This is a genomic window from Campylobacter concisus (assembly GCF_002092845.1).
GTDB lineage: Bacteria > Campylobacterota > Campylobacteria > Campylobacterales > Campylobacteraceae > Campylobacter_A > Campylobacter_A concisus_AQ.
Genome location: NZ_LVXF01000041.1, coordinates 19,666 through 45,153, shown reverse-complemented (window position 1 = coordinate 45,153; position 25,488 = coordinate 19,666). Strand labels below are relative to the sequence as shown.

The 25,488-nt window shown below is 39.5% G+C and carries 26 protein-coding genes; 16 read left to right on the top strand and 10 right to left on the bottom strand.

The window, feature by feature from the left end; genetic code table 11:
- Positions 1-37: 37 nt before the first annotated feature.
- Positions 38-979, bottom strand: coding sequence for a TAXI family TRAP transporter solute-binding subunit (locus A3854_RS08900; RefSeq protein ID WP_072594373.1), 942 nt, complete (start codon positions 977-979; stop codon positions 38-40).
- Positions 980-1,293: 314 nt separating this feature from the next.
- Between A3854_RS08900 and A3854_RS08895 the strand changes: the two genes are divergently transcribed.
- From A3854_RS08895 to A3854_RS08880, 4 genes are read left to right on the top strand one after another with little or no spacing between them, the layout of a single operon-like run.
- Complete coding sequence (locus A3854_RS08895) at positions 1,294-2,166, top strand: phosphate ABC transporter substrate-binding protein (protein ID WP_084042175.1); 873 nt, start codon at positions 1,294-1,296, stop codon at positions 2,164-2,166.
- 3 nt (positions 2,167-2,169) lie between these two features.
- On the top strand, positions 2,170-3,027 hold the full coding sequence (gene pstC, locus A3854_RS08890) for a phosphate ABC transporter permease subunit PstC (RefSeq protein ID WP_084042174.1): 858 nt from the start codon (positions 2,170-2,172) through the stop codon (positions 3,025-3,027).
- Positions 3,014-3,871, top strand: a complete 858-nt coding sequence (locus A3854_RS08885; protein WP_084042173.1) for a PstA family ABC transporter permease — start codon at positions 3,014-3,016, stop codon at positions 3,869-3,871. Before pstC ends, A3854_RS08885 begins: the two co-directional genes overlap by 14 nt.
- Positions 3,840-4,505 (top strand): phosphate ABC transporter ATP-binding protein, encoded by a 666-nt coding sequence (locus A3854_RS08880; protein ID WP_084042172.1) that lies wholly within the window; start codon positions 3,840-3,842, stop codon positions 4,503-4,505. The genes A3854_RS08885 and A3854_RS08880 overlap by 32 nt, the downstream gene beginning before the upstream one ends.
- 26 nt (positions 4,506-4,531) lie before the next feature.
- Here A3854_RS08880 and A3854_RS08875 read toward each other — a convergent pair whose 3' ends face one another.
- The 4 genes from A3854_RS08875 to A3854_RS08860 are packed head-to-tail and all read right to left on the bottom strand — an operon-like array spanning position 4,532 to position 7,545.
- Complete coding sequence (locus A3854_RS08875; protein WP_084042171.1) at positions 4,532-5,404, bottom strand: carbon-nitrogen hydrolase; 873 nt, start codon at positions 5,402-5,404, stop codon at positions 4,532-4,534.
- 1 nt (position 5,405) lies between these two features.
- A complete protein-coding gene (locus A3854_RS08870) occupies positions 5,406-6,332 on the bottom strand; it encodes a cation diffusion facilitator family transporter (RefSeq protein ID WP_084042170.1) in 927 nt (308 codons plus the stop codon).
- A gap of 2 nt (positions 6,333-6,334) precedes the next feature.
- A complete protein-coding gene (locus A3854_RS08865) occupies positions 6,335-7,303 on the bottom strand; it encodes an agmatine deiminase family protein (RefSeq protein WP_084042169.1) in 969 nt (322 codons plus the stop codon).
- The gene (locus tag A3854_RS08860; protein WP_009293649.1) at positions 7,300-7,545 is read right to left on the bottom strand and encodes a CBU_0592 family membrane protein; all 246 of its coding nucleotides are present in this window, start codon (positions 7,543-7,545) and stop codon (positions 7,300-7,302) included. Before A3854_RS08860 ends, A3854_RS08865 begins: the two co-directional genes overlap by 4 nt.
- Before the next feature lie 109 nt (positions 7,546-7,654).
- Between A3854_RS08860 and A3854_RS08855 the strand changes: the two genes are divergently transcribed.
- The 4 genes from A3854_RS08855 to A3854_RS08840 all read left to right on the top strand — a co-directional run bounded on the left by A3854_RS08855 (position 7,655) and on the right by A3854_RS08840 (position 10,656).
- A complete protein-coding gene (locus A3854_RS08855) occupies positions 7,655-8,308 on the top strand; it encodes an amino acid ABC transporter permease (RefSeq protein ID WP_084042168.1) in 654 nt (217 codons plus the stop codon).
- Positions 8,295-8,963 (top strand): amino acid ABC transporter permease, encoded by a 669-nt coding sequence (locus A3854_RS08850; RefSeq protein ID WP_084042167.1) that lies wholly within the window; start codon positions 8,295-8,297, stop codon positions 8,961-8,963. Before A3854_RS08855 ends, A3854_RS08850 begins: the two co-directional genes overlap by 14 nt.
- A gap of 1 nt (position 8,964) precedes the next feature.
- Positions 8,965-9,702: an amino acid ABC transporter ATP-binding protein gene (locus tag A3854_RS08845; RefSeq protein ID WP_021091230.1), complete on the top strand. Its 738-nt coding sequence runs from the start codon at positions 8,965-8,967 to the stop codon at positions 9,700-9,702.
- Between the two features lie 93 nt (positions 9,703-9,795).
- Positions 9,796-10,656 (top strand): cysteine ABC transporter substrate-binding protein, encoded by an 861-nt coding sequence (locus tag A3854_RS08840; protein ID WP_084042166.1) that lies wholly within the window; start codon positions 9,796-9,798, stop codon positions 10,654-10,656.
- Positions 10,657-11,049: 393 nt separating this feature from the next.
- Here A3854_RS08840 and A3854_RS08835 read toward each other — a convergent pair whose 3' ends face one another.
- The 4 genes from A3854_RS08835 to groES all read right to left on the bottom strand — a co-directional run bounded on the left by A3854_RS08835 (position 11,050) and on the right by groES (position 14,785).
- A complete protein-coding gene (locus tag A3854_RS08835; protein WP_084042165.1) occupies positions 11,050-12,417 on the bottom strand; it encodes a phosphomannomutase/phosphoglucomutase in 1,368 nt (455 codons plus the stop codon).
- Positions 12,418-12,550: 133 nt separating this feature from the next.
- Positions 12,551-14,185 carry a chaperonin GroEL gene (gene groL / locus A3854_RS08830; RefSeq protein ID WP_084042164.1) on the bottom strand — a complete coding sequence of 545 codons (1,635 nt, stop codon included), beginning with the start codon at positions 14,183-14,185 and terminating at the stop codon, positions 12,551-12,553.
- A gap of 22 nt (positions 14,186-14,207) precedes the next feature.
- Positions 14,208-14,516 (bottom strand): monooxygenase, encoded by a 309-nt coding sequence (locus A3854_RS08825; protein ID WP_084042163.1) that lies wholly within the window; start codon positions 14,514-14,516, stop codon positions 14,208-14,210.
- Between the two features lie 8 nt (positions 14,517-14,524).
- Positions 14,525-14,785: a co-chaperone GroES gene (gene groES / locus A3854_RS08820; RefSeq protein ID WP_084042162.1), complete on the bottom strand. Its 261-nt coding sequence runs from the start codon at positions 14,783-14,785 to the stop codon at positions 14,525-14,527.
- 168 nt (positions 14,786-14,953) lie between these two features.
- Here groES and A3854_RS08815 point away from each other — a divergent pair, with 168 nt between their 5' ends.
- The 4 genes from A3854_RS08815 (at position 14,954) to A3854_RS09905 (ending at position 20,387) form a co-directional block, all read left to right on the top strand.
- A complete protein-coding gene (locus A3854_RS08815; RefSeq protein ID WP_084042161.1) occupies positions 14,954-17,497 on the top strand; it encodes a tryptophanyl-tRNA synthetase in 2,544 nt (847 codons plus the stop codon).
- Between the two features lie 29 nt (positions 17,498-17,526).
- Positions 17,527-18,504 carry an MFS transporter gene (locus A3854_RS08810; protein WP_180378677.1) on the top strand — a complete coding sequence of 326 codons (978 nt, stop codon included), beginning with the start codon at positions 17,527-17,529 and terminating at the stop codon, positions 18,502-18,504.
- Positions 18,505-18,757: 253 nt separating this feature from the next.
- A complete protein-coding gene (locus A3854_RS08805; protein WP_084042160.1) occupies positions 18,758-20,125 on the top strand; it encodes a hypothetical protein in 1,368 nt (455 codons plus the stop codon).
- 139 nt (positions 20,126-20,264) lie between these two features.
- Positions 20,265-20,387: a hypothetical protein gene (locus A3854_RS09905; protein ID WP_257639908.1), complete on the top strand. Its 123-nt coding sequence runs from the start codon at positions 20,265-20,267 to the stop codon at positions 20,385-20,387.
- Positions 20,388-20,577: 190 nt separating this feature from the next.
- Here A3854_RS09905 and uvrB read toward each other — a convergent pair whose 3' ends face one another.
- Entirely contained in the window at positions 20,578-22,554 is a 1,977-nt protein-coding gene (gene uvrB / locus A3854_RS08800; RefSeq protein ID WP_084042159.1) for an excinuclease ABC subunit UvrB, read from the bottom strand.
- A gap of 125 nt (positions 22,555-22,679) precedes the next feature.
- On the opposite strand from uvrB, the gene A3854_RS08795 reads away from it, so the two are divergent.
- Genes A3854_RS08795 through A3854_RS08780 form a run of 4 tightly spaced genes read left to right on the top strand, consistent with a single transcriptional unit; the run spans position 22,680 to position 25,429 of the window.
- On the top strand, positions 22,680-22,913 hold the full coding sequence (locus A3854_RS08795) for a cell division protein ZapB (RefSeq protein WP_021091279.1): 234 nt from the start codon (positions 22,680-22,682) through the stop codon (positions 22,911-22,913).
- 13 nt (positions 22,914-22,926) lie between these two features.
- On the top strand, positions 22,927-23,163 hold the full coding sequence (locus tag A3854_RS08790) for a hypothetical protein (RefSeq protein WP_054196819.1): 237 nt from the start codon (positions 22,927-22,929) through the stop codon (positions 23,161-23,163).
- Complete coding sequence (locus A3854_RS08785) at positions 23,160-23,576, top strand: type II secretion system protein (protein WP_084042158.1); 417 nt, start codon at positions 23,160-23,162, stop codon at positions 23,574-23,576. The genes A3854_RS08790 and A3854_RS08785 overlap by 4 nt, the downstream gene beginning before the upstream one ends.
- Entirely contained in the window at positions 23,576-25,429 is a 1,854-nt protein-coding gene (locus tag A3854_RS08780; RefSeq protein WP_084042157.1) for a primosomal protein N', read from the top strand. The genes A3854_RS08785 and A3854_RS08780 overlap by 1 nt, the downstream gene beginning before the upstream one ends.
- Positions 25,430-25,488: the final 59 nt, after the last annotated feature.

The window sequence follows — 25,488 nt, the reverse complement described above, 5'->3', positions numbered from 1 at the left end:
AATTTTATCCAGAGGCAAAAGCCCCTGGAAATTTACATTATTTTAAGATGCCAGCCTCTTTAAATGCAGCCTCTGCAGCTGGGTGAAGCGGAGCTGAAAGACCTTGAACAAGATCTTCTTTGTTTACTGATTTTAGCGCTGGGTGAAGAGTTTTGTACTCATCAAAATTATCTAAAATAGCTTTTATCACAGCTTTTACAGCCTCATCTTTTGTGTCTTTATTGGTTACCAAAACAGCCTTTACACCTATAGTATTTACATCGTGATCAACGCCGTCATATGAGCCTTTTGGGATCACACCTTTTGCAAAGTATGGCTTCTCTTTAAGAAGATTATCGATCTCGCTACCTTCGATATTTAGGATATCGATCGGCAAAGATGTCGCAGCATCAGTGATGTTTGCAGTTGGGTGGCCGACAACAAAGCTATATCCGTCTATCTTTTTATCTTTTAGTGCGTGTGGGCATTCACCAACTGTTAAAACGCCGCGGTAGCCTAGTTTTGAAACGTCAAAGCCTTTTGCTTTAAAGACTTCAAGTGTGCTCACTTCGTTGCCGCTACCTGGGTTTCCGACATTGTATTTTTTGCCTGCAAATGAAGCAAGATCACTTGTTAGACCGCTATCTTTTGCTACAACAAATGCAAGAAGTTCTGGATAGATAGCAACTACTGAGCGTAAATTTTCATCTTTTGCTCCGTCAAATTTGCCAGTGCCATTAAATTTATCATAGACAACGTCACTTTGAACAAAGCCAAATGTGAGCTCTTTTTTGAGGACGTTATTTACGTTATAGACTGAGCCGCCAGTTGATTGGACTGAGCATTTTACATTAGTATTTTTGTTTGCTAAACGGCAAATCGCTCCACCTATCGGATAATAAGTGCCTGTCATGCCGCCAGTACCGATACTGATAAATTCTTTTGCTGAAAGAGTTGTTGCTAAAAGCAAGCCAGCAAGTGCCAAAGAAGTAGTTTTCATCTAAGATCCTTTCAAGAAATTTAAGACTATTTTATTCTATAAATTTAGCTTTTTACCTTATTTGATATGATATTTTCATGCCGTTTTAGTAAAGTTGCAACCATTCTACACAATCAAGACTTAAAAAAATATTTTCTTAAGATTAAATTTATATTTCTTTATCAGCCAAAATAAATTTGATAAACCAGCTATTTAAATATCATTTTTTATTGTATAATCCATCGCAGTTCTAAGTTTTAGAAAAACTGTTGCAAATTTACAACTAATCAATAGCTTTTATAAATGTTAATAACAATCAAATTTTGGAGGTTTTTATGAAAAAATCACTTATGTTGGCCGCTTCAATGCTGCTTTTATCTCTAAATTTCGCTTCTGGTGCAGACGAAAAAACGCAAGTTAGCTTTAGTGGCTCATCTACTCTGGCTCCAGTCATTGCTAAAATTTCAACCGACTTTATTGAAAAGTACGAGACTTGGGACAAGGTTGATAGCTCTTTACCAAACAAAAATATCACCATCTTTGTCTCAGCTGGTGGATCAGGCGCTGGCGTGAAAGCCGTGCTTGATCATGTCGCTGACTTTGGCATGCTAGCTCGCGATATAAAAGATAGCGAAAAAGCAAAGATAAAGGATATGAAAGCCTATACGCTTGGCATAGACGCACTTTGCGTGGCTGTAAACCCAGAAAATGAGGTGATAAAGCTAAAGGGCGGAAATTTAAGCAAAGATGAGATCGTCAAAATTTTCTCAGGCGAGTATAAAAAGTGGAGCGACCTTGACAAATCGCTACCAAATGACGAAATAGTCGTAGTTACAAGAGATCTTGGCGGTGGTGCTCACGAGGTATTTCAAAAAAAGATCATGAAAGATGTCAAAGTTAGCAAAAACGTCATCCAATCACCTTCTATGGGCGCACTTGTCTCAAAAATAATCGAAAATAAAAACGCTATTGGCTACGCATCTTTTGGTATCACAAACCAAAACAAAGGCAAGCTAATACCGCTAAACGTTGACGGCGTCGAGCCAACTGTTAAAAACATAGTTGATGGCAAATACTACATCTCTCGTCCGCTCATCATCGTAAAAAGTGGCGATCTAAGCAAGAGCGAGCAAATTTTTGTTGACGTGCTAAATTCAGCTGAAGGTCAAAAGACTATCGAAAAAATGGGATTTATACCAGTAAAATAGCCAATGACAGGGCAAATTTTTAAAGGCGGGGTATATCTTTTCACACTTTTATCCGCCATGCTTTTGCTTTTACTCGTTGGGTTTTTACTGCTAAATTCCACGAGTTTCTTTACAGAAGTAAGCCTCTTTGACTTTTTACTAAATGACGACTGGGACGTTAGCACAGAGCCTTTTAGCTTTGGACTGTTTAATATCCTAGTCGCAAATTTCGTAGTTGCCTTTTTAGCTTGCATATTTTCATTTTTTATCTCGCTTGGCGTTACTATATTTATATGCTTTTTTGCGAGTGCCTGGCTTAGGCATGTGCTAGACTGGATGATAAGAATTTTAGCTGGCATACCATCTATCATATATGGATTTTTCGCGCTTTACAAGGTTGTAAAAATTTTAGAGTCAGGGCTAAAAATGTCCGCTGGCGAGTCAGTTTTGGCAGCTAGCCTCATACTTAGCGTCATGATACTGCCCTTTTTTACCTCGCACTTGCTCCAAAGTGTTGATCTGCTAAAACAAAATTTCAAAACAAACTCAGACGCACTTGGGGTAAGCACAGGATATTTTATAAGAAAAGTCATTTTTAGAAAATCCATAAAAGCTAGCATTTCAGGCTTTATACTCGCATTTTCAAGGGCAGCTGGCGAGACGATGGCTGTGATGATGGTCATAGGCAACACCCCGCTTTTTCCGCACCTGCTCTCAAAAGCTCAGACCATACCATCTCTAATAGCCCTTGAAATGGGTATGAGCGAGGCTGGTAGCTTGCACTATCATGCCCTAATAGCAAGCGGATTTGTCCTGCTTGTTTTTATATTTATGCTAAATATTTTTATCTTTAAATTTGAGAAAAACAATGAACGCTTTTAAAGATCATCTAGTCAAATTTTACGCTTATCTTTGCGTATTTATAGTGGTTGCGGTGATATTTTGGATATTTTATTTCATCTTTGCAAATGGTATCTCTCAGATAAATTTAGACTTTCTAACCAAAAATCCGCAAGGTTTAAATTTAGGTGAGAGTGGTGGCATAAGAGACGCTATCATAGGCTCATTTTTGCTGATGATACTATCCATGATATTTTCTGCGCTTCTTGGCGTTAGCTGCGCTATTTATAGGCAAATTTACTGCACCTCTAGCACGATCAAACTTGGGCTTAAATTTATCATCCAAACGATGGCCTCCATACCTTCTATCTTGCTTGGTATGTTTGTTTATGGGCTTTTTATCGTTAGTCTTGATATCCCAAAGAGTCTGCTAACAGCTAGCATTACGCTTGCTTTGATGGTCTTTCCATTTGTTGAAGTAAGCATTGAAAAGGTGATCTCGCAAATCGATGAGAAGATATTAAGAGATAGCTTCGCGCTTGGTGTTGATAAAAATTTCATGGCTAGAAAGCTGATTTTGCCAGCTATTAGAAAAAATATCATATCGATCTTGATACTTGCTGGCAGCTACGCCATAGGGGCAACTGCGCCACTACTTTTAACAGGGGTCGTCTTCATGGCAAAGGCCGAAGGCCTGCTCTCGCCGGTCATGGCACTGCCTTTTCACCTGCATATGCTCCTAAGCCAGTCAGTCGCAACGAAAAATGCCTACGCCACGGCGCTTGTGCTCATTTTTATACTGATCATTTTGCACTTGCTTTCAGCCGTAGTTTTATTTGATATAGGAGAGAAAATTGCCAGATATTTTAAACATAAAAGACCTTAGTATCTTTTACCAAGATAATGAAATTTTAAAAGATCTAAATTTAAACGTTGCCGAAAACGAGATCATCTGCCTAATGGGTAGCTCAGGATGTGGTAAATCGACTTTTCTTTCAGCGTTAAATGGCTTTTTGGAGCAAAAGGGCGGCAGATATAGCGGAGAGATCCTATTTAAAGGCGAAAATATCAAAAATAAGGGCGAAATTTGGCTAAGACGAAAGCTAGCCATACTCTTTCAAGACGCCACACTCTTTCCATTTAGCGTAGAAAGAAATTTGACCTATGCGATGGAATTTTACGAGGGCAGCATAAAAGACAAACAAAAAAGAGTAGAGGAGCTGCTTAAAAGCGTAAATTTACTAGATGAGATAAATGGCCTTGATATGCCAGCTAGCAAACTTTCCGGCGGTCAAAAGCAAAGACTTTGCATCGCAAGGATGCTAACTACAAAGCCTGAAGTGCTCATGCTTGATGAGCCTTGCTCGTCGCTTGATATGAAAAATATCTTGATTATAGAGGAGCTTTTAAAAAGCTTGTCGCAAAGATACACCATCATCATCACCACGCACAACGAAGAGCAGGCAAAAAGGCTTGGCGGCAGGATAGTCCGCATAGTGGATAAGAAATTTACATTTTAAAAGAGCTAGAAATTCTAGCTCTAAATTTAGTCGATAAACCTCTTTGTGATATTTGCGTAGGCATCGATCCTACGGTCTCTTAAAAATGGCCAAATTCTGCGGACTTCTTCGCTTCTTCTCATGTCTATTTCAATGATCTTGCATAGCTCATCTGTGCTATTTGCACGGAAAAGTTGCTCGCCTTGTGGTCCAAAAACAAAGCTATTTCCCCAAAATTTTATCCCATCCATCACGCCGCTATCATCTTTTTCAAAGCCCACACGATTTACTGCGACCACTGGCAGGCCATTTGCTACGCTATGGCCTCTTTGAACTGCCACCCACGCCTCAAGCTGTCTTGATTTTTCATCCTCACTATCGCCCTCAAACCAGCCAATAGCCGTTGGATAGATAAGAATTTTTGCTCCTTTTAGTGCCATCAGCCTTGCTGCTTCTGGATACCACTGATCCCAGCAAACCAAAACGCCAAGCTTGCCAAGGCTAGTTTCAACTGGCTCAAAGCCGATATCACCAGGCGTGAAGTAAAATTTCTCGTAAAATCCAGGGTCATCAGGAATGTGCATTTTTCGGTATTTGCCAGCCACACTACCGTCATGCTCGAAGACAAAGGCGGTGTTGTGATAAAGTCCGTCAGCCCTCTTTTCAAAAAGCGAAGTGACCAAAACCACGCCATTTTCTTTAGCCACCTTGCCCCAAAAAGCGACATCTTCTTGCCAGTTATTTGCGTGATCAAAGAAATTTGTATCCTCACTTTGGCAAAAATACTGCGTCTGGTGCAGCTCTTGACAGACTACTAGATCGGCACCTCCCTTTTTTGCCTCAGCGATTAGCTCGAGCGTCTTTGCGATGGTCGCCTCTTTTGTGCCTTTAAATTCTTGTTGAAGTAGTGCTACTTTCATCTCATTTCCCTTCTTTGTCGTTGTATGGGTCTAAATGCGTGGTTATCTGCCACGAAAATTCCTTAAATTTCTCTCTTATCTCAGCTTCAAGCGAGTCAGCCACCTCGTGCGCGTCGTAAAGCGAGATATCTTTGTCAAAAACTAAATGCAGCGTTAAAAATATGGTATTTGCGCTCTGTCTTGTGTTTAGGTAGTGAAAGTCTGAAATCCTCTCTTTTGCCTTTATCATCTTGATGATCTCATCTGTGACTTCAGGGCTTGCTGCATGATCTAACAAGATACCAAAGGCGTCTTTACCTAAATTTATAGCGCTTTGAGCGATGTAGCCGCTTATCACGATGCCAAAGATCGCATCTATCATCACAAATCCGCTAAATTTAATGATAAGAAGAGAAATAATGACAGCAAGGTTGCTAAAAAGGTCGATCTTATAGTGCAGCGCGTCTGCTTTTATGATAAGGTTTCCACTTTTTTTAGAAATTTGGTTTAAAAATAGCACCAAACATAGCGTCACTACGACTGAAAATACCATCACGCCAAGGCTTAAGCCAAGGTCTATCTCTAAATTTGGCTCGCTAAATTTCTTAACGCTCTCATAAAATATATATCCAGCAGCAGCCACGATGATGGCACACTCAAATAGTGCTGCTAAGGCCTCTAACTTTGTATAGCCAAAGTTAAATCTCTCATCGGCTTGCTTTCTTGACTTTCTAAGAGCAAATAAATTTAAAAGCGAGACTATAAAATCAAGCATCGAGTCAATCGCTGAGCCAAGCACAGCGACCGAGCCGCTAAAAAGCCCAGCTGTAAATTTCACAAGTGCGAGTAAAAAAGCGCAAGCTCCAGCTGCGATAACAGCCTTATTTTCGCCCTGCGTGCACTCCTGCTTATTTATACGGTTAAACTCATAATCAAACGGACTTGACAAGACTAAGACCTTTTATATCTATTTTGGCTTGAGCAGTGAAGCGAGCCATTTTGACGCACAAAAACTAGCGAATTTACACCGATGATCTTTCTATCTGGCAGTGCCTTGGCTAGTAAATTTAGCACCTTTTCATCGTTTTCGTCGTTATATGTTGGCACGATCAAGGCACCATTTATAAAGATGAAGTTCGCATATGTGCAGCCAAGCCTTTTGCCCTCATAAAATTTAGGCTTAGGAAGCGGTAGAGCAAGTAGCTTAAAGCCAGTTTTTTTAAGCTCATCCTCCATCTTTTTAAGCTCATCAAAGTGCTCATCACTCTTGTCTTCGCAAGATGCGTAAGCTATCGTATCAGGCGTGATAAAACGCGCTAAAGTGTCGATGTGGCTATCTGTGTCATCGCCTCTTATAAAGCCATTTTCAAGCCAGATGATACGCTTTAAGCCAAATAAATTTTTTAGTTTTTCTTCGATCTGCTCTTTGCTAAGCGATTTGTTTCTATTTTCATTTAGTAGGCATTTTGAAGTGGTTAAAAGCACGCCATCTCCGTTAAACTCGACACTTCCGCCCTCTAGTATCATATCAACTTGCTCAAGCTTGGTTTTATAAATTTTAGCTAGCTCCAAATTTAGGGCATCATCTTTTGAGCTCTTAAATTTACCGCCCCAAGCATTAAATTTAAAGTCGTAGCTCTTTACGCCATCTTCAGCATAAATGTCAATCATGCCGTAGTCTCTGATCCAAGTATCGTCAGTATCAAGCTTAACAAACTCTACATTTTTAAATTTCTTAAACCTAGCGAAATTTGCCTCATCAGGGCAGATGAGCACCACCTTTTCAAACGGCGTAATAGCAGCCACAAGCTCTTCATAGCCAGCTAAAATCTCCTCTAAATAGGGCTCCCAGTCGCTCTTACTATGTGGCAGCGACAAAAACAAAAGCTCCTGCTCTTCCCACTCTGCGTAAGCTCTCACGCTCTCTCCTTATAAATTTTATAAATTCCATAAATCGTAATTATTATCCAAAAGACCTCTATCAAAAATGAACCGAGGTTAAAGTGCACAAAAAGCGAGATGATAAGTAGCACCGCACCTACTAAATTTATTATCTGATAGGCTAGATCGCGGCTATTTAGGCGGCCGATCTGAAGTAAAAAGTAGCCCATCACGATGCAAATCATCCCTAAAAAGCCGATGATCTGAAAAAGATCGATCAAATTTTATCCTTTTTGTAAGCTTAAATTTAAAGCAAGATCATATCTAATTAGTTTTAAATTTATGATTATAAGATAAAATAACTCCATTTTTCAGATTGGATTAAAGTTTATGGATTTTGAGTTTATTGAGAAATTTTATCCGCTTTATGTTAAGGCCGGAGTGCTTACCTGTGAGATTGCCTTTTTAGGGATCGTTTTTTCTATTTTGATCGGTATTTTTTGTATGGCTGTGAAATTTTACAAGCTAAAATTTCTATCAAAAGTGATTGACTGCTATGTCGAGCTCTCAAGAAATACGCCACTTCTTATACAGCTTTTCTTTTTATATTATGGCTTGCCAAAGCTTGGAGTGTCGATGAGCGGCTTTGCCTGTGCGGTCGCTGGGCTTAGCTTTCTTGGTGGTAGCTATATGAGTGAGAGCTTTAGGCTTGGTTTTGAGGCGGTTAGAAAGTCGCAGATCGAAGCGGGACTTAGCATCGCACTTAGCAAAAATCAGCTCTTAAGATATGTTATCTTGCCTCAAGCATTTAGCGTAGCGGTGCCAAGCATTAGTGCAAATATTATCTTTTTACTAAAAGAAACAAGCATCGTTAGTATTGTAGCACTCGCCGATCTGGTTTATGTTGCAAAGGATCTTATCGGGCTTTATTACAAGACAGATGAAGCACTTTTTATGCTAGTAATTAGCTATCTCATCATCATCTTGCCAGTCTCGCTAGTACTTAGCTATATCGAAAAAAGGGTGAGAAATGCAAGGAGTTAGTATTTTATTTGACACGCAAAATTTACTAAGGCTCTTTGAAGGTCTAGTTGTTAGCACAGAAATTTCATTTATCTCTATCTTTATCTCTATAATCGGTGGCTTAGTGCTTGGCGTGCTTATGAGCATGAAAAACAAATTTATCTATTTTATTTTAAAAATTTGCCTAGAAATCGTTCGCATAATGCCTCAGATCGTTTGGCTATTTTTATTTTATTTTGGTGTCAGCAAGGCGTTTGATATTCACATTTCAGCATTTACAGCCTCACTCATCGTCTTTAGCTTGTGGGGAATTTTTGAAATGATGGACATCGTGCGTGGAGCGATAACATCAATACCAAAACATCAATTTGAATCAGCCGCATCGCTTGGACTTAGTAAATTTCAAATTTACTTTTATGTCATCATCCCGCTTGCTACTAGAAGGCTAGTGCCTGGGGCTGTAAATTTACTAAGCCGTATGATAAAAACGACCTCTATCGTCGTTCTAATCGGCGTTGTAGAGGTGGTCAAAGTCGGTCAGCAGATCATTGAGCGAAATGTATTTACAAATCCTATGGCGCCATTTTGGATATACACGCTCATATTCTTTTTATATTTTGTGATCTGCTATCCAGTCTCAAAACTATCAAAAAAACTAGAAGAAAAATGGAGTTAAAATGAGCGAAAACATATTAGAACTTAAAAAAATAAACAAATTTTATGGAGAGCTTCACGCCTTAAAAGATATAAATTTAGAGGTAAAAAGTGGCGAAGTGGTCGTGCTTCTTGGACCATCGGGCTGTGGCAAAAGCACAACTCTTAGATGTATAAACGGCCTTGAGAGTATCGCAAGTGGCGAGATAATAATTGATGGTGAAGTGATTGATGCTAAATTTAATGATTGGCAAAGGATCCGCCAAAAGGTCGGCATGGTCTTTCAAAGCTACGAGCTCTTTGATCATATGAACGTCATAGATAACGTACTTCTTGGGCCTTTAAAGGTGCAAAAAAGAGATAGGGCCGAGGCCGAAAAGACCGCTGATATGTGGTTAAGCAAGGTTGGACTGCTTGATAAGAAATTTGCCTACCCAAAGGAGTTAAGCGGCGGTCAAAAGCAGCGCATAGCAATCGTTAGAAGCCTTTGTTTAAACCCTGAAATTATGCTATTTGACGAGGTTACGGCTGCGCTTGATCCAGAGATCGTTAGAGAAGTGCTTGATGTTATACTAAATTTAGCCAAAGATGGCATGACGATGCTAATAGTCACCCACGAGATGAGCTTTGCAAGGGCGGTTGCAAACAAGATCGTATTTATGGACGCTGGAGCGATCGTGGAGATCAGCGAGCCAGAGGAATTTTTTACCAACCCAAAGAGCGATCGCGCGAAGAAATTTCTAAATTTATTCTCGTTTTAGAAAAAATAAGAGATAATTTGCCGTTTTTTCAAAATGCGTTTAGAGCAAAATTTTAACGCTCTTATTTATTTAACTTTTTTACAAGGAGAAAGAGTGAGAAAATTTAAATTTTTCTTATTAGCATTAATCGCTACCGTCTTTCTAACGGGTTGTGGTAATGACAAAGGTGCCGACACGGCAAAAGCTGCTTCAAACGAAGCTGATGCGATCGCAAAGATCAAAGAGCGTGGATTTGTAAGAATTGGCGTTTTCAGCGACAAACCACCATTTGGCTATGTCGATAAAGACGGCAAAAACCAAGGCTATGATATTTACTTTGCAAAACGTATCGCAAAAGACCTACTAGGCGATGAGAGCAAGGTAAAATTTGAGCTAGTCGAGGCTGCTGGTAGAGTTGAAGTTTTAGTAGCTGATAAAGTAGATATCACGCTTGCAAATTTTACAAAAACACCTGAGCGTGCACAAGTTGTTGATTTTGCGCTTCCATACATGAAGGTTTCACTTGGCATCGTAAGCCCTGAAGGTGCAGTGATAAAAAGCATAGATGAGCTAAAAGACAAAACCCTAATCGTAAATAAGGGCACGACTGCGGACGCGTTTTTTACAAAAAATTATCCAGATATTAAGCTTGTAAAATACGACCAAAATACTGAAACATTTGCAGCTTTGGTTGATAAAAGAGGTGCTGCACTAGCGCATGATAACGCCCTACTTTTTGCCTGGGCGAAAGAGACTCCAGGTTTTGTTGTAGGCGTTGAAGCACTTGGTGATGTGGATGTAATAGCACCAGCTGTTAAAAAAGGCAACAAAGTTTTACTTGACTGGCTAAATAATGAGATCATTGAGTTAGGCAAAGAAAATTTCTTCCACAAAGACTATGATGCTACACTAAAACCGATCTACGGCGACAGTGTCAATCCAGAATCACTTGTCGTTGAAGGTGGCAAACTCTAAAAATTTAATGGCGTAAATCTTTACGCCATCTCTCTTTTTTTTAAATTTAACAAATACGTTTGTAAAAATTTTTGCCGGTAGATTACACTGCATAAAATCCATAAAGGCTGATATTTTGCATACCTGAACAGCAAGCTAGTAGATGAACCCTTGCAACAATAAACTGAACGCCGATATTAGATAGACTAATTTTGGATTTAAATTGCATTATCCACATGAAGGTTCAAAAAAGCTAAGATGCATGTTTTTGATAAATTTAAATTACAGATAGTATGTATGCAGAGAAAAATCCGCGAAAGCTAGGCAAGAAAGATAAATCTTAGTTTTTTGAATGTTTAAATAAAATTTTAAAAAGCATTTTGGGGTAAATTTACCCCAAAATGCCTTTGCAAGCTACATTAAGCTCTTTAACAAATTTGTCACTTTTTGCTCGATCTCTTCTAAAAATTCCTTGCTCTTTGCCTCAAATCTAGTAACAATAACTGGCGTTGTATTTGACGCGCGTACTAGCGCCCAGCCATTTTCAAACTGAATCCTTATACCATCAATATCAATGATATTTTTTATCTTTGGCAGGTCGCAACTCTCATTTTTCACACAATCTTTTAGCTTGGCAACTATCTTAAATTTAGCCTCATCAGTCGTCTTTACCTTGATCTCATCGGTGCTAAAGACAAGTGGCATCTTATCAAGCTCGCCATCAAGGTCAAAGCCCTTATGAACTAGTTCGAGCACTCTCATCATCGCATAAAGCGCATCATCAAAGCCAAAGTATCGCTCTTTAAAGAAGATATGACCGCTCACTTCAGCTGCAAGATCTACGTTTAGCTCTTTCATCATCTTTTTAATGTTGCTGTGTCCTGTTTTTCCCATAAAAACTTCGCCGATCTTAGCGATCTCATCGTACATATTTTGTGAGCATTTTACCTCGCCAAGCACCTTTGGATGCTTCATATTTAGTGCATAAAGATATGCTAGCTCATCGCCTTTTATATCTCTTTTTGGCGTTATAACCGCGATCCTGTCGCCGTCTCCGTCAAAGCCAAATCCAAGGTCAAATTCTTTCTTTTCGATGAGTGAAAATAGCTCTTTTAAATTCTCTTTTTCGCTTGGGTCTGGGTGGTGATTTGGGAAATTTCCATCTGGCTCTTCATACAAAATTTTTGCATTTAGCCCGAGTGCCTTGACAATCGGTACCAAGCTCACGCCAACAGCGCCATTTGCGCAGTCGATAACAAAAGGCTTTTTAAAATTTTTAAGCTCACTAAATTCTTTTACAAAAAACTCGACATATTTTTCTAGGATATTAAATTTCTCACAGCTCTCATCGTCTGCGATCTCTAAATTTGAGGCGATTATCTCATTAACTTTATCTTTTAAAATTTGCAGATCTTTGCCAAAAAAACTATCTTTTTTGATAGTAATCTTAAAGCCGTTGTACTCTTTTGGGTTGTGAGAGCCCGTGATCATGATATTTGCGTCGAAATAATCAGCATAAACACTAAAGTAGCCAACTGGAGTTGGAAGTAAGCCGATGTTGTAAATTTTAAAGCCACCAGCCTTGTTTAGGCCACTTAGCAGGTACCTAAAAAGCGTTCTAGCACTTAGTCTTGCGTCAAAGCCAACACTTAAGGTTTTTACGCCAAATTCGTTAAATTTCTTACCCAAAGCAAGCCCTATAGCCTTGACGCTATCTTCTGTCAAGTCTTTTTCAAAAATGCCACGGATGTCGTATTCTCTAAAAATTTCATCATATTTCATTGTAAATTCTCCCTAAAAGAAAGCAAAATGATACAAGAATAAATTTAAAAAGGAGTAAATAATTTTATAAATTTAGTGAGTCTAAAGTTTAAGTATAAATTCGAGCTAGAAAGCTCTAGCTCGAAAAGGGCTGCTACATCATGCCGCCCATACCACCCATTCCGCCCATGTCAGGCATTGCAGGCATTGCTTTTTCTTCTTTTATCTCGCTGATAGTTGCCTCAGTTGTTAGTAGTAAGCTAGCTACGCTAACAGCGTTTTGAAGCGCAACTCTCTCAACTTTCACTGGATCGATGATACCAGCTTCAAACATATTTACATATTCGCCAGTTGCAGCGTTAAAGCCAAAATTTACATCTTTGCTTGTCTCAACTGCATTTGCTACTACGCCTGCGTCAAAGCCGGCGTTCTCAGCGATTTGACGAAGTGGAGCACGAAGCGCTCTTCTAACGATCTCAGCGCCGATTGCCTCATCGCCTTGTAAATTTAGATTTACACTCTTTGAAGCAAGGATAAGAGCTGAACCGCCACCTACTACGATACCCTCTTCTACAGCTGCACGAGTAGCGCTTAGAGCGTCATCTACACGGTCTTTTTTCTCTTTCATCTCAGTCTCAGTCGCAGCACCTACTTTGATAACTGCCACGCCGCCGCTTAGTTTTGCAAGGCGCTCTTGAAGTTTTTCTTTGTCATAGTCGCTTGTAGTCTCAGCTATTTGCGCTTTTATTTGAGTTATTCTAGCGTCTATCGCTGACTTCTCGCCTGCACCATTTACGATAGTTGTGTTGTCTTTGTCGATAACTACGCTTGAAGCTTGTCCAAGGTCGTTTATAGTAGCGCTTTCTAGTGTTCTGCCTAGCTCTTCGCTAATAACTTCGCCACCTGTTAAGATAGCGATATCTTCAAGCATCGCTTTTCTTCTGTCGCCAAAGCCAGGAGCTTTAACAGCTGAGATGTTTAGCACGCCGCGAAGCTTATTTACAACAAGCGTTGCAAGTGCCTCGCCCTCGATATCTTCAGCGATGATTAGTAGCGGTTTGCCACTCTTTTGTACTTGCTCAAGCACAGGGAGTAGATCTTTTAAATTTGTAATCTTCTTGTCAAATAGCAATATAAATGGGTTACTTAGCTCAACTTGCATCTTTTCAGGGTTTGTGATGAAGTATGGGCTTAGGTATCCGCGGTCAAACTGCATACCCTCAACAACGCTTAGCTCGTCTTGGATAGATTTTGCCTCTTCTACTGTTATGACGCCATCTTTGCCAACTTTTTCCATCGCATCAGCGATTAGTTTGCCGATGCTCTCATCTGAGTTAGCAGAGATAGTAGCGATCTGAGCGATCTCTTTTGAACCTGATACTTTTTTAGAGATATTTTTTAGTGCATCTATAAGAGCTGCTACTTCTTTATCCATACCGCGTTTTACTTCGATAGGATTTGCGCCAGCAGTTACGTTTCTAAGACCCTCTTTAAATATAGCGTGAGCTAGCACGGTTGCTGTTGTCGTGCCGTCACCTGCTTGGTCGTTTGTCTTACTTGCTACTTCTCTAACTAAACTTGCACCCATGTTTTCGATAGTATCTTTTAGCTCAACCTCTTTAGCCACACTAACGCCGTCTTTTGTGATGTTTGGCGCGCCAAAGCTCTTTTGGATAAGGACATTTCTGCCTCTTGGTCCCATTGTCACTTTTACAGCGTCATTTAGTTTTTTTACGCCCTCGTATAGGCGATTTCTTGCATCATCAGAGTAAAAAATTTCTTTTGCCATTGTTTTTCCTTTTGGTTTTAATTTATTTTAAAAAATCAGCCTTATTTATCATTGACAAAGGCATATTAATATCAAAAATTTTGCCGCGAATATTTGAATAGCCGTTTTTAGCCAGTCTTTCGCTATGCATTTTCAGATACTTTTCCGCATTCTCCTTATTGTCAAAAAGATAAATTCCGCCGGCTTCTTTTGTTTGTTTATTCTCAGTCCAAATTTTCCATATCATACCGGGTTCTTGGTTGATGCTTTTGGCCAAATCCTCAAAAGCTTTTGACATCTCGTCTCCAAAAAGACCTTCTTGCGGAAAATCAACATACATAATTGCAGCCATCTGCAGCCTTATTTTAAAACGCCTAAAACATCGTCGATGTTTAAAACAAGATATGTTTTATCATCTAAATTTATCTCAGTGCCACCGTATTTTGCAAATACAACTTTATCACCAACTTTTATGCCCTCTACTTCAGCCCCGACTGCTTTTACCTCACCGCTTAAAGGTTTTTCTTTTGCGTTATCAGGTATAATAATGCCCGAAGCTGTGGTCTTTGTCTCCTCTACGCGTTCGACTAGAACACGCTTGCCTAATGGTTGAAAGTTCATTGTTCATCCTTTTGGTTTAATTGTCTTTTTTAGCACTCTTTATTTTTGAGTGATGAAATCCTAGCACTTTTTTCTAAAAAAGTCAATAATTTATAGTTAAATTTTATTAAAACTTTAGTCACTTACACTAAAGTTTTATGATATGTAAAACTAATATAAAGGAAATTTATGAAAAAAATAGCCTATTTAGTAGTGGCTTTGGGGCTGATAATCCTTTGCATTTTTGGCTTTATCTTTAGCTCTTTTGGTAATAAATTTATAGCAAGTAAAATAGAAAAAGAGGCACTCGCTCGCGGTATAGATGCGAAATTTAAAGATTTTAGCTTAGAATTTAGTACGCTAAATTTAGAAGCGACCGTGATGAACGCCATAAATTTAAAGGCAAATGGTGAGCTTTCACTGCTTACTCAAAGCATGAACTTAAACATAGATATAGACACCGACAAGGCAAAGGCTAGAGAGCTTGGGCTAAAAAAGGATGTGGCACTCAAGGCCAACGTGACTGGTAAATTTAGCGACTTCAAGCTAGCGGCAACTGGCACGGCGCTTGGTTCAAACATAAATTTAAACGCAAATTTAAAAGACTATCTGCCAAAAGCTCTAAATCTTGACGCTAAAAACATCGAACTTTCCGAGATATCAGCCCTTGCACAAAAGCCAAATTTAGCTAGCGGTAAGCTTGATCTAACGAGCAATATGCAAGAGATTGATGAGAAAAATGAGCCGATCATTAACGCTCAAATTTTAGCAAGCGATGCAGCGATAAACAAAGAAATTCTAAAAAACGAATTTGGGCTAAATTTAGCAAAAGATATAAATTTTAAAGGCGGTGTAAATGCTAAATTTGCAAATGAAAAAGTAGTGGCAAAAGCCCTCATCATCGCACCTGAAGCCACTTTAAAAGCAAATGAGACGACTTATGATCTAGCTAGCAAAAATTTAAAGAGCGACTTTTTGCTAAACGTGCCTGATCTTGCCCTTTTTGGCAAGCTCATAAATCAACAACTAAGCGGCGCTGTGGATGCAAACGGCGAAATTACAATGCAAGAAAATGCCCTTAAAAATCTAAAAGCTGAGATAAACGGGCTTGGTGGCAAGATAAATGCAAATTTTGATAGTAAAAACTTAGCCCTAAATGCGGCCAGCATAAAGCTAAAAAAGCTTCTAGCGCTTGCCTTGCAGCCTAGCTACGCAGACGGAGAGATAAATTTAAACGCAAATTTTAGCGGCTTTGACGAGCTAAAAAAGCTTGCAGGCGAGGCTAAATTTGAGATAAAAAACGGCCTTATAAATAATGGTCTTGCAAAGCTTAAAAATGCGGCAAAATTTGAGCTAAAAGGCGGCGCCACCGCAAAAGGTGAGCTTGTAAATTTTGACGCAAACGTGCTTAGCGACCTTGGCGAGCTAAAGGATATAAAGGGCGTTTTTGACCTAAAAAATAACCAAATTTTTAGCAAATTTGCCCTGCTCATTAGCGACCCTGAGAAATTTAAAGCGGTTAGTGGCTTTGAGGTGAGCTCAAAGATGGCGCTTGCGGGCGATGTGAAGGTCAAAGAGAGCAAGATAGATGAGCTAAATTTAGGCGGTGACGCCTTTGCTGGCAAGCTAAACGCCGCCATAAAAAATGAAAATCTTGATCTTAGCCTAAAAGAGGCGCAGCTAGGAGAGATACTAGCACTTAGCGGCAACGACAGACTGGCAAACGCTAAGGTAAATGTGCAGGCAAAGGGGCAAAATATCTTTAGCAAAAGCCCAAGCGTCACCGCTGAAATCGCTTTAAATGATGGTAAATTTAACGCTTCAGCGCTTAGCAAAATGCTTGATAAAAAATTCCCAGAAAATGAGAAATTTAGCTCAAATTTGAGCCTAGATTACAAAGGCGACATGGCAAAATTTAGTGGCGACTTTCTTAGCTCGCTAGCTGATATAAAGGGCATAGATGGCAGCTTTGACGTGGGCAAAAACACGCTAAGCTTAAAGCTTCAAGCGATAGTTTCAGAGCTAAATAAGCTTGCATTTTTAGCTGGCCGCGAGCTTCACGGAAAATTTGCAACCATCATAACAGCAAATGGCAAAGTGGATGATCTAAGCGTAAAAGCCACCTCTGATGATCTATTTAAGGGCAAACTAGAGGCAAACTACAAAGCTGGCGCGCTTGATGCGGTGCTAAAAAACTTCGAAGTCAAGGGGCTAACGCAGACTTTGGGACTGGATCATCTTTATGATGGCAACGGCGATGCTAAATTTGACTACGAAACAAAGCAAAAGCTCGGTAAATTTGACATCTTACTAAAAGAGGGTCACCTAGCCAGCACAAATCTCACAAACAATATAAAAACCTTCACCGGCAAGGATATCACAAAAGAAATTTACAAAGACGGCAAAATTTACGGCGATATAAAGGGTGACAACGTCATCTTTAACGTAAATTTAAGCTCGCCAAAGAGCGACATAAAGGTTGCAGGCGGCACTTACAATACTGCGACAAAAATGCTTAACGCGCCGCTTGTTTGCAGGCTAGAAAAGACCGATCTAAACGTGAAAATCTCAGGTACGACAGACAACCTAAAATACGACGTCAGGTCGCAGTATCTTGAAAATAAGGTCAAAAAAGAGATAGGTAGATTTTTAGATAAAAAGCTGGGCAAAGACGATGAAGGCACAAGCGGCGAAAAGCAAAATTTAAAGGGGCTTTTAAAGGGGCTATTTTAGGTAAAAAGACGGAAAATTTAAAGTATCTAATGGGGCTTGGGCACTTTTGTAGCGACATAAACCAAAGTGCCCTTGGCGCGATGCTGCCATTTTTCATCGCAAGCTACCACTACGACTATGCCACAGCCGCCTCGCTCGTGACCGCCACAAATTTAGCAAGCTCGCTCATCCAGCCACTTATCGGCCGCCTAAGCGACAAAAAAGAGCTGCCCTACATCATCCCGCTTGGGCTACTGCTTGCAGGCGGAGGCATGAGCCTCACTGGCTTTGTGACAAACTACTACCTCATCTTGCTTTGCGTGATGATAAGCGGTATCGGTGCCGCACTCTTTCACCCAAGCGCCGCAAGGATCGTAAACTACGCCTCAAACGCCAAAAATAGAGCCAAAAGCATAAGTATATTTTCATTTGGTGGTAATGTCGGCTTTGCAGTTGGGCCCATTTTAGTCGCCGTTTTTGTGGGAAATTTTGGCCTAAAAGGGACGCTGGTCTTTATAATCCCTCAAATTTTGCTAACACTTTTATACCTTAAAAAAGGCAAATTTATAAAAGTGCTAGAAGGCAATCACAAAAAGCAAATTTCACAAAAAACAAGCGCCCTAAAAGACGATTTGGGCGCATTTTTGAGGCTTTGTCTGTGTATATTTTCACGCTCTATCGTCGCTTTTGGCTTTGCGGCATTTTTTAGCATCTACCTCATCAAAATTTTTGGTCTTAGCAAAGAAGCTGCAAATGTAAATTTAAGTATGTTTTTTGCTGCAGGTGCGATCTCTACGCTATTTGGCGCAGCGCTAGCAGATAGATACGGCCTAGTTAGGCTCATCAAAATAAGCCTAAGCATCGCCGCGCCGCTAGTCGTGCTAATGCTCTTTATCGACAGCTACGCGCTATTTCTCGCGGCCTCCATGTGCGTGAGTGGCTACATCAGCCTATCTTTTACCCCCTCAACCCCTTTGCACAGCTTTATTTGCCAAATCAGATCAGTTTATAGGCTTAGTCAAGCATAACGCTTAGCCTTAGTATCACGATCGGCGGCATATTCGCAACGGTCATCGGCAAGATCGCTGACATCTTTAGCCTTATACACTCATTTTACTTTGTCGCAGCAGTATCGCTTATATGCGCAGCTTCTAGCTACTTTTTAAGGCCAGTCACGAGATAAATAAATACCAAATTAAAATAAATTAACCTGATTTAAAATATTTAAATATTTTTTAGACTAATTACAATAAAATAACTAATTTAATTTAAGGAGTAAATTTGGAACCGTTACAACAAGAAAAAAAATATATGTTAAAAAGTGCCAGAGAGCTGGGGATTATATCTTGTATTGTGGCGATATTTAAGTATCTAGTTTTCGTTTCAGGGCTTTACAAAACCCTTGATCGTGATTTCAGTCTTATCCTCAAAGCATGCTGCGACTCTATCAGTTGGCTACTTTTATTTTTTGCCATTTCATTGATATGTTCTGTTTATAATTCCTCAAAACTAAGAACATATTTTAAAATTTTTACTATTTTCATTTTGATATATGTGATTTTAACTCTTTTGACTTTTAAAATTGTTATGTATCTAGGAGAAAGAAATTTTAACAATGATGATTTTATCTTTACGATATTGAATCATTTTTATAGCGATGAAGAGATCATGTATAATCATGACCTGTTTAAACAGCTATTTATTTATCGTAGCTATTTATTGAGAGTATTATTCGTAACAGCATCACTATTTTTATTTATATCTATCGCAAAATTAATAAAAACAACAAAAGAAAAAATGTTTTGGACTTATGCATTATTTGGCGCATCTCATATAGCAAGCTACTTTATTAAAATTGATCACAAAATTTATGATTATATTGACATTGGAGCTTTCTTTCTTGCTTTAATCGCATGGTGGCGACTAAAGACACAAGTAAGTAGTGACGAAATCCAAGCAACTAGCGAAGGTGGGATTTTAAATGTGGCTACTATCAAATCTTCAAGCCAATTAGCCGCGACAGCTTGTTTATTTGGCCTTATCGCAACATTTTTTTTCTATATATTTTTTGAATATTTGTTAGCACATCAAGAAAGAATGTCACTTCGACCAATAATATTTATAAAGCCTCTTGCCTATGCAGTAGTATTAGCGGTTATTTACTCTGCCGTTAAGCAGATAGCACATACGTTAAATGAGATAAGACTACATACAAATTTCTTATTTTTCTCTATCCTTTTTGTGATATTTACAATAGCAAAAGCAACAACTGACTACATGTATATATATGCTTACGATTATAATTTTTTAAATATCTTTGGTACGCACAATGCCTCAATTAAATCTTTAGTTTCTAGTGCCAATACAATCTTATACATTGGAGTATTTGCTCATTTGTTAGCTACAGTATTTTTATTTTTATTTACAACAAGATTAGTGAGCGCAACTAAAAGTAGGCTATTTTGGATAAATTTTATATTGTTTGTGGTAAGTTCGGTCATACTTTTAGCGCTACTATTTCCAGGTAAACCAGACTTTATAGGCATTTTAACCAAAAACATAGACCTTTTTAATATAGCAGAGTTTTTCTTTTTACTAATTGCTTGGTATAGCGTGAAAAAAGACACAAGAGAGCAGGATAGATCATAAAACGGCATTTGGCGATAAATTTATAGTTTAAACAGCTAAAGACAATATGATTTTGTCTTTAGCTTCGCTATGAGGAGATGAGGCGAAATTTCGCGATACGAATGGGCTCAAAAGCAGTAGTATTTTGTGATAGATTTAAATGTTGCGCGGTTTAAAATTTGTGCAGACTAGACGCATAAAAAATCTAAATTTTAGTTACCAAAAACATCAAGGCAAAGTATCTCGTGATGATTTTAAATGCTACGAAGAAATTTTCGACTGAAGATAAACAAATAAATTTAAGCCACCAAGACAAGAAATTTTTGTTTTGTTTAGTAATTTTAAAACCCCAAGATACAGTATTTTTTTGCTAGACGAGGCGAAATTTTACGATACAAAGGAGCATACATGTAGTATGTGACTGAAGTAGAGTGAAATTTCAAAGACGTATAGCAGAAAAATACAAAATCGCCTTAAAGTTTTCTCATCTTTGCTATTTCATCTCTTAACGCCGCCGCCTTCTCAAACTCCAGCTGTGCCGCCGCTTCAAGCATCTGTTTTCTTAGCTCTTTTACGATCGCTGCTCGCTCGCTAGCTGGCATCTTCTCTAAATTTTTACCACGCTTATAAATTTCACCATCATCTTCGACGTGTAAGCTCTCTTCGATATTTCTGCTGGCAGAGTGCGGCATTATGCCGTGAGCTTTGTTGTACTCATCTTGAAATTTACGCCTAGCTGTCGTCGTATCGATCGCCTCTTTCATTGATTTTGTTATCTTTTTGGCAAACATTAATACCTTGCCATTTACATTTCTAGCTGCGCGCCCCATCGTTTGTATAAGACTCGTGGTCGAGCGCAAAAAGCCCTCTTTATCGGCGTCCATGATAGCTATTAGGCTCACTTCAGGCAGGTCAAGCCCCTCACGGAGCAAATTTATGCCTATTAGCATGTCAAATTCGCCGCTTCTAAGCCCTCTAATGATCTCATTTCGCTCGATCGCGTCGATATCTGAGTGCATATACTTGACCTTTACGCCAAGCTCAATGTAGTAGCGGCTTAGCTCCTCGGCCATCTTTTTAGTTAGCACCGTAACTAGCACGCGCTCACCTCTAGCAATGACTGCCTTTGCCTCGTCAAATAGCACCTCGACTTGATTGTCACTATCTTTTATCTCGATAAGCGGATCAAGTAGTCCCGTAGGTCGCAAAATTTGCTCATATACGTGCCCCTGGCTGATACCAAGCTCGTATTCGTTTGGCGTGGCTGAGACAAAGAGAAATTTCGCCTTTTTGCTTATGAACTCATCAAATTTAAGCGGCCTGTTATCAAGAGCTGAAGGCAAGCGAAATCCATACTCCACAAGCACCTCTTTACGGCTCCTATCGCCTGCGTACATACCCCTAAACTGCGGCAAACTCACGTGGCTCTCATCGACGATAACCAGATAGTCCTCACCGCTTATCTCAAAGTAGTCAAACATCGAGTACGGCGTCTCTCCAGCCTTTTGACCAGTTAGGTGGCGCGCGTAGTTTTCGATGCCTTTACACATACCAGTGCTTGCCATCATCTCAAGGTCAAACTCCACCCTTTGCTTTAGCCTCTGCGCCTCGACTAGTTTGCCCTGCTCGTTAAATTCTTTCAAACGCACATCAAGCTCTTCCTCGATCTCTTTCATCGCGATCTTTAGCCTATCGGCGCCCACGATGAACTGGCTAGTGGCGTAAAGCGTAAACTTAGAGATGTCCTTTAGCCTTTTGTTATCAAGCACGTCAAAATGATACATCGTATCGATCTCATCGCCAAAAAACTCAACTCTTAGGGCTTCGTCGTTATAGTAAGCTGGATAAATATCAACCACGTCGCCATTTACACGAAAATCCCCCCTATCAAAGTAGTTGTCATTGCGCTTATAGCCCATATCCACAAGCTGTTCTAAAAGCTTTCTTTGGCTTATTTTCTCGCCCACGCTAAGATATGCCACCATCCCCTTATACTCGCTTGGATTGCCAAGGCCGTAGTTTGCGGAGACTGAGGCCACACAGATCACGTCATCAAAGCTTAGCAAGCTAGCCGTCGCAGAGAGGCGCAAGCGCTCAAGTTCCTCATTTACCGAGCTATCCTTTTCTATATACAGGTCGCTTCTTGGGATGTAGGCTTCTGGCTGGTAGTAGTCGTAGTAGCTTATGAAGTACTCGACGTGGTTTTTTGGGAAAAAGCCCTTAAATTCGCTATAAAGCTGCGCGGCAAGGGATTTGTTATGCGTCATTATAAGAGTTGGCATATTTAGCTCACGTATGACGTTTGCCATGGTAAAAGTCTTGCCAGATCCTGTCACACCTAGAAGTGTTTGGTATTTATTGCCTGATTTTATGCTTTTTACTATCTCTTTTATCGCTCTTGCTTGGTCGCTGCTTGGGCTAAATTTAGATGAAATTTCAAATTTACTCATTGATCGCCTTTAAATTTGGGCGAATTTTATAGCAAAGATAGTGCTTTGTCAAATGAGAATTTTAATAAGAATTTAGCCTCTGCGTGTTAGAATACGAGCCTAATTATTATTTTAAAGGAACTTTTATGTTTGAAGATAATGCGATCTTAACCACACTAAGCGATAAAGTAAATGACCTGATCACAAAATATGACGAGCTTTGCAAAACGAACGAAGAGTTGCGTAATGAGATCGTAACTTTAAAAGCACAAAATGAGGCAAAAAGCAATCAAATCATGCGCTTAGAAGAGGATCTTGATAAGAAAAATACCGAAGCTGACGATGTAATGAGAAAAATCGAAGCTGTCCTTGGCAGATAAGCTTGGCTAAAATATGAAAAAAATCACGCTCACGATATCATCTCGCGACTACACGATCACGCTTGATGATGATTTTGCTAAATTCTTTGAAGATGACTGGCAAAATTTAATGGGCGGACGCCAATTTATCGAGCCAAAAGAGCTTTTAAACGCCTTTATAGAAAAATGTTATGAAAACTACGCTGTGATAAAGGCAGTAAAAAATTTAACTGGCAACGTTGATGAGATATTAAAGCGAGAAGAGAGATGAAAAGACGAGCTTACACCTTGCTTGAGCTGATATTTATAGTAGTTATACTAGGCATTTTAAGCACAGTCGCTATACCTAGGCTATTTTTTTCTAGAAGTGATGCTACCATCTCAAATGCCAAAACTCAACTTGCCGCTATAAGAAGTGGAATTTCACTAAAATACAACGACAACATCTTGCAAGCAAAGCCAGAATTTCCACAAAAACTAGACGATGGCGATCCAAGTAAACTCTTTAAAAATGTTATAAATATACCGATAAAAGATAGCGGCAGCAAAAATGGCTGGCACAGAATAAGCGATGACAAATATACATTTAGGTTAGATGGCAAAGTAGCAAATTTCAAATACGATAAAAATACTGGTGATTTTGGTTGCAGTGATGAAAATGAAATTTGCAAATCACTTCAGTAATGCATTATTACATACTCGCATTTTATGGGCTAAATTTAGCCCCGCTCACTTATGAAAGCGATCAAAAACTAGAAAAATTTCAAGGCGTAAAGGCTTCTTTAAGAGGCAAAATTCTTACTGCTTTTATCATAACAGAGACTGGCAAGCCAGAGTTTAAAACAAGTAAAATTTTAGAAATTCTACCGATTAATCTAACTTCAATGCAAAGCGAATTGGCAATATTTATCTCAAAATATTACACATGCGAGCTTGGCGTCAGCCTAAATTTATTTGAACCAAATGACACTATTGCAGTAGATAAATTTTATGAAAATCAAAATTTTAATGTAGCACCCAAACTAAGTGAAAAACAGCAAGAGGCTTTGGATTTTATAAATAAACGTAAAATTTCACTCATCTTTGGCGACACTGGAAGTGGAAAAAGCGAGATTTACATCGCTAAGATCAGAGAAATTTTAAACGAAGGCGCTCAAGCGCTATTTTTAATGCCTGAAATTTCACTAACACCGCAGATGCAAAAACGCTTAGAGAACTTCTTTGGCGAGGCTGTGGCTGTGTGGCACTCAAAGATCACGCTAAAGAAAAAAGAGCAAATTTTAAAAGACATCAAAAGCGGCAAAGCAAGGCTTATTGCAGGAGCTAGGTCTGCCCTATTTTTGCCACTTGAGCGGTTAAAACTCATCATCATCGACGAAGAGCACGACGATAGCTACAAAAATACAGGCTCAAAGCCCCACTACAACGCAAGGGACCTAGCCCTCTTTTTAACTAGTAAATTTGACCTGCAAGTAGTTCTGGGTAGTGCCACGCCAAGCCTCACTAGCTTTTACAAGCAAGAATGTTTTCGCCTAAAAGGGACATATTTTGCGTCGCAAAAGAGCTATATATTTGACGAGAGCGAGACTGGCATAAGTGAAATTTTAAAAGAGCAGATCGCAAAGACGCTTGAAAACAAAAAACAAGCCGTCATCTGCCTGCCAACAAGGGCAAATTTCAAGTATCTTGTCTGCAAAAACTGCGGCGAGACGGTGAAGTGTCCGTTTTGTAGCATCGGCATGAGCTACTATAAAAAGCAAAACGTGCTAAAGTGCCAATACTGCGAGCACAAAATGGCCGTGCCAAAGACCTGCCACCAGTGCGGTAGCGAGATGATAGAGGCCAAAAAGATCGGTACGAGCGAGCTTTTAGAGCGACTGCAAGCTGAGTTTGCAAACGCTAGAATCGCTAAATTTGATAGAGACGAGATCACGACGCAAAATAAGCTCGTAAAGGCCTTGAAGGAATTTAACGATGGCAAGATAGATATCCTGCTTGGTACGCAGATGCTAAGTAAGGGGCATGACTATCACAACGTCGAGCTAGCCGTCATCATGGGCTTTGACGAGCTTTTAAATTTTCCTGATTTTAGAGCCAGAGAGCGGACACTTGCCCTTGCCATGCAAGTAGCTGGCAGAGCCGGTAGAAACGGAGCTGGTAGGGTCATCATCCAAAGCAAACAAAGGGAGTTTTTTGAGAGCTATATCAGCGACTACGATTCATTTTTAAAGGAGGAGATCAGTTACCGAGAGGGGCTGTATCCGCCATTTACGAGGCTACTTCGCGTGGTCGTTTCGCACAAAGATGAGAACACGGCAAAGGGCGCAATGAACGAATTTGTGCAAAGACTAGAGCCACTAAAAAGCGATGAGCTAGAGATCGTTGGATACGGCAAGTGCCAGGCTGAGTATCTTGTGGGTAAATTTAGATATGAAATTCTGCTTCGCTCAAACTCGCACGCCATGCTTTTAAAAGCGGCAAACCTCTGCAAAAGCGAACTTAGCGATATCGATATAGATCCGGTGAATTTTAGTTAATTTTAGTTAGTGATTAGCCAATGTTTATTATAATCTCACCAAAAATTTAACGGATACAT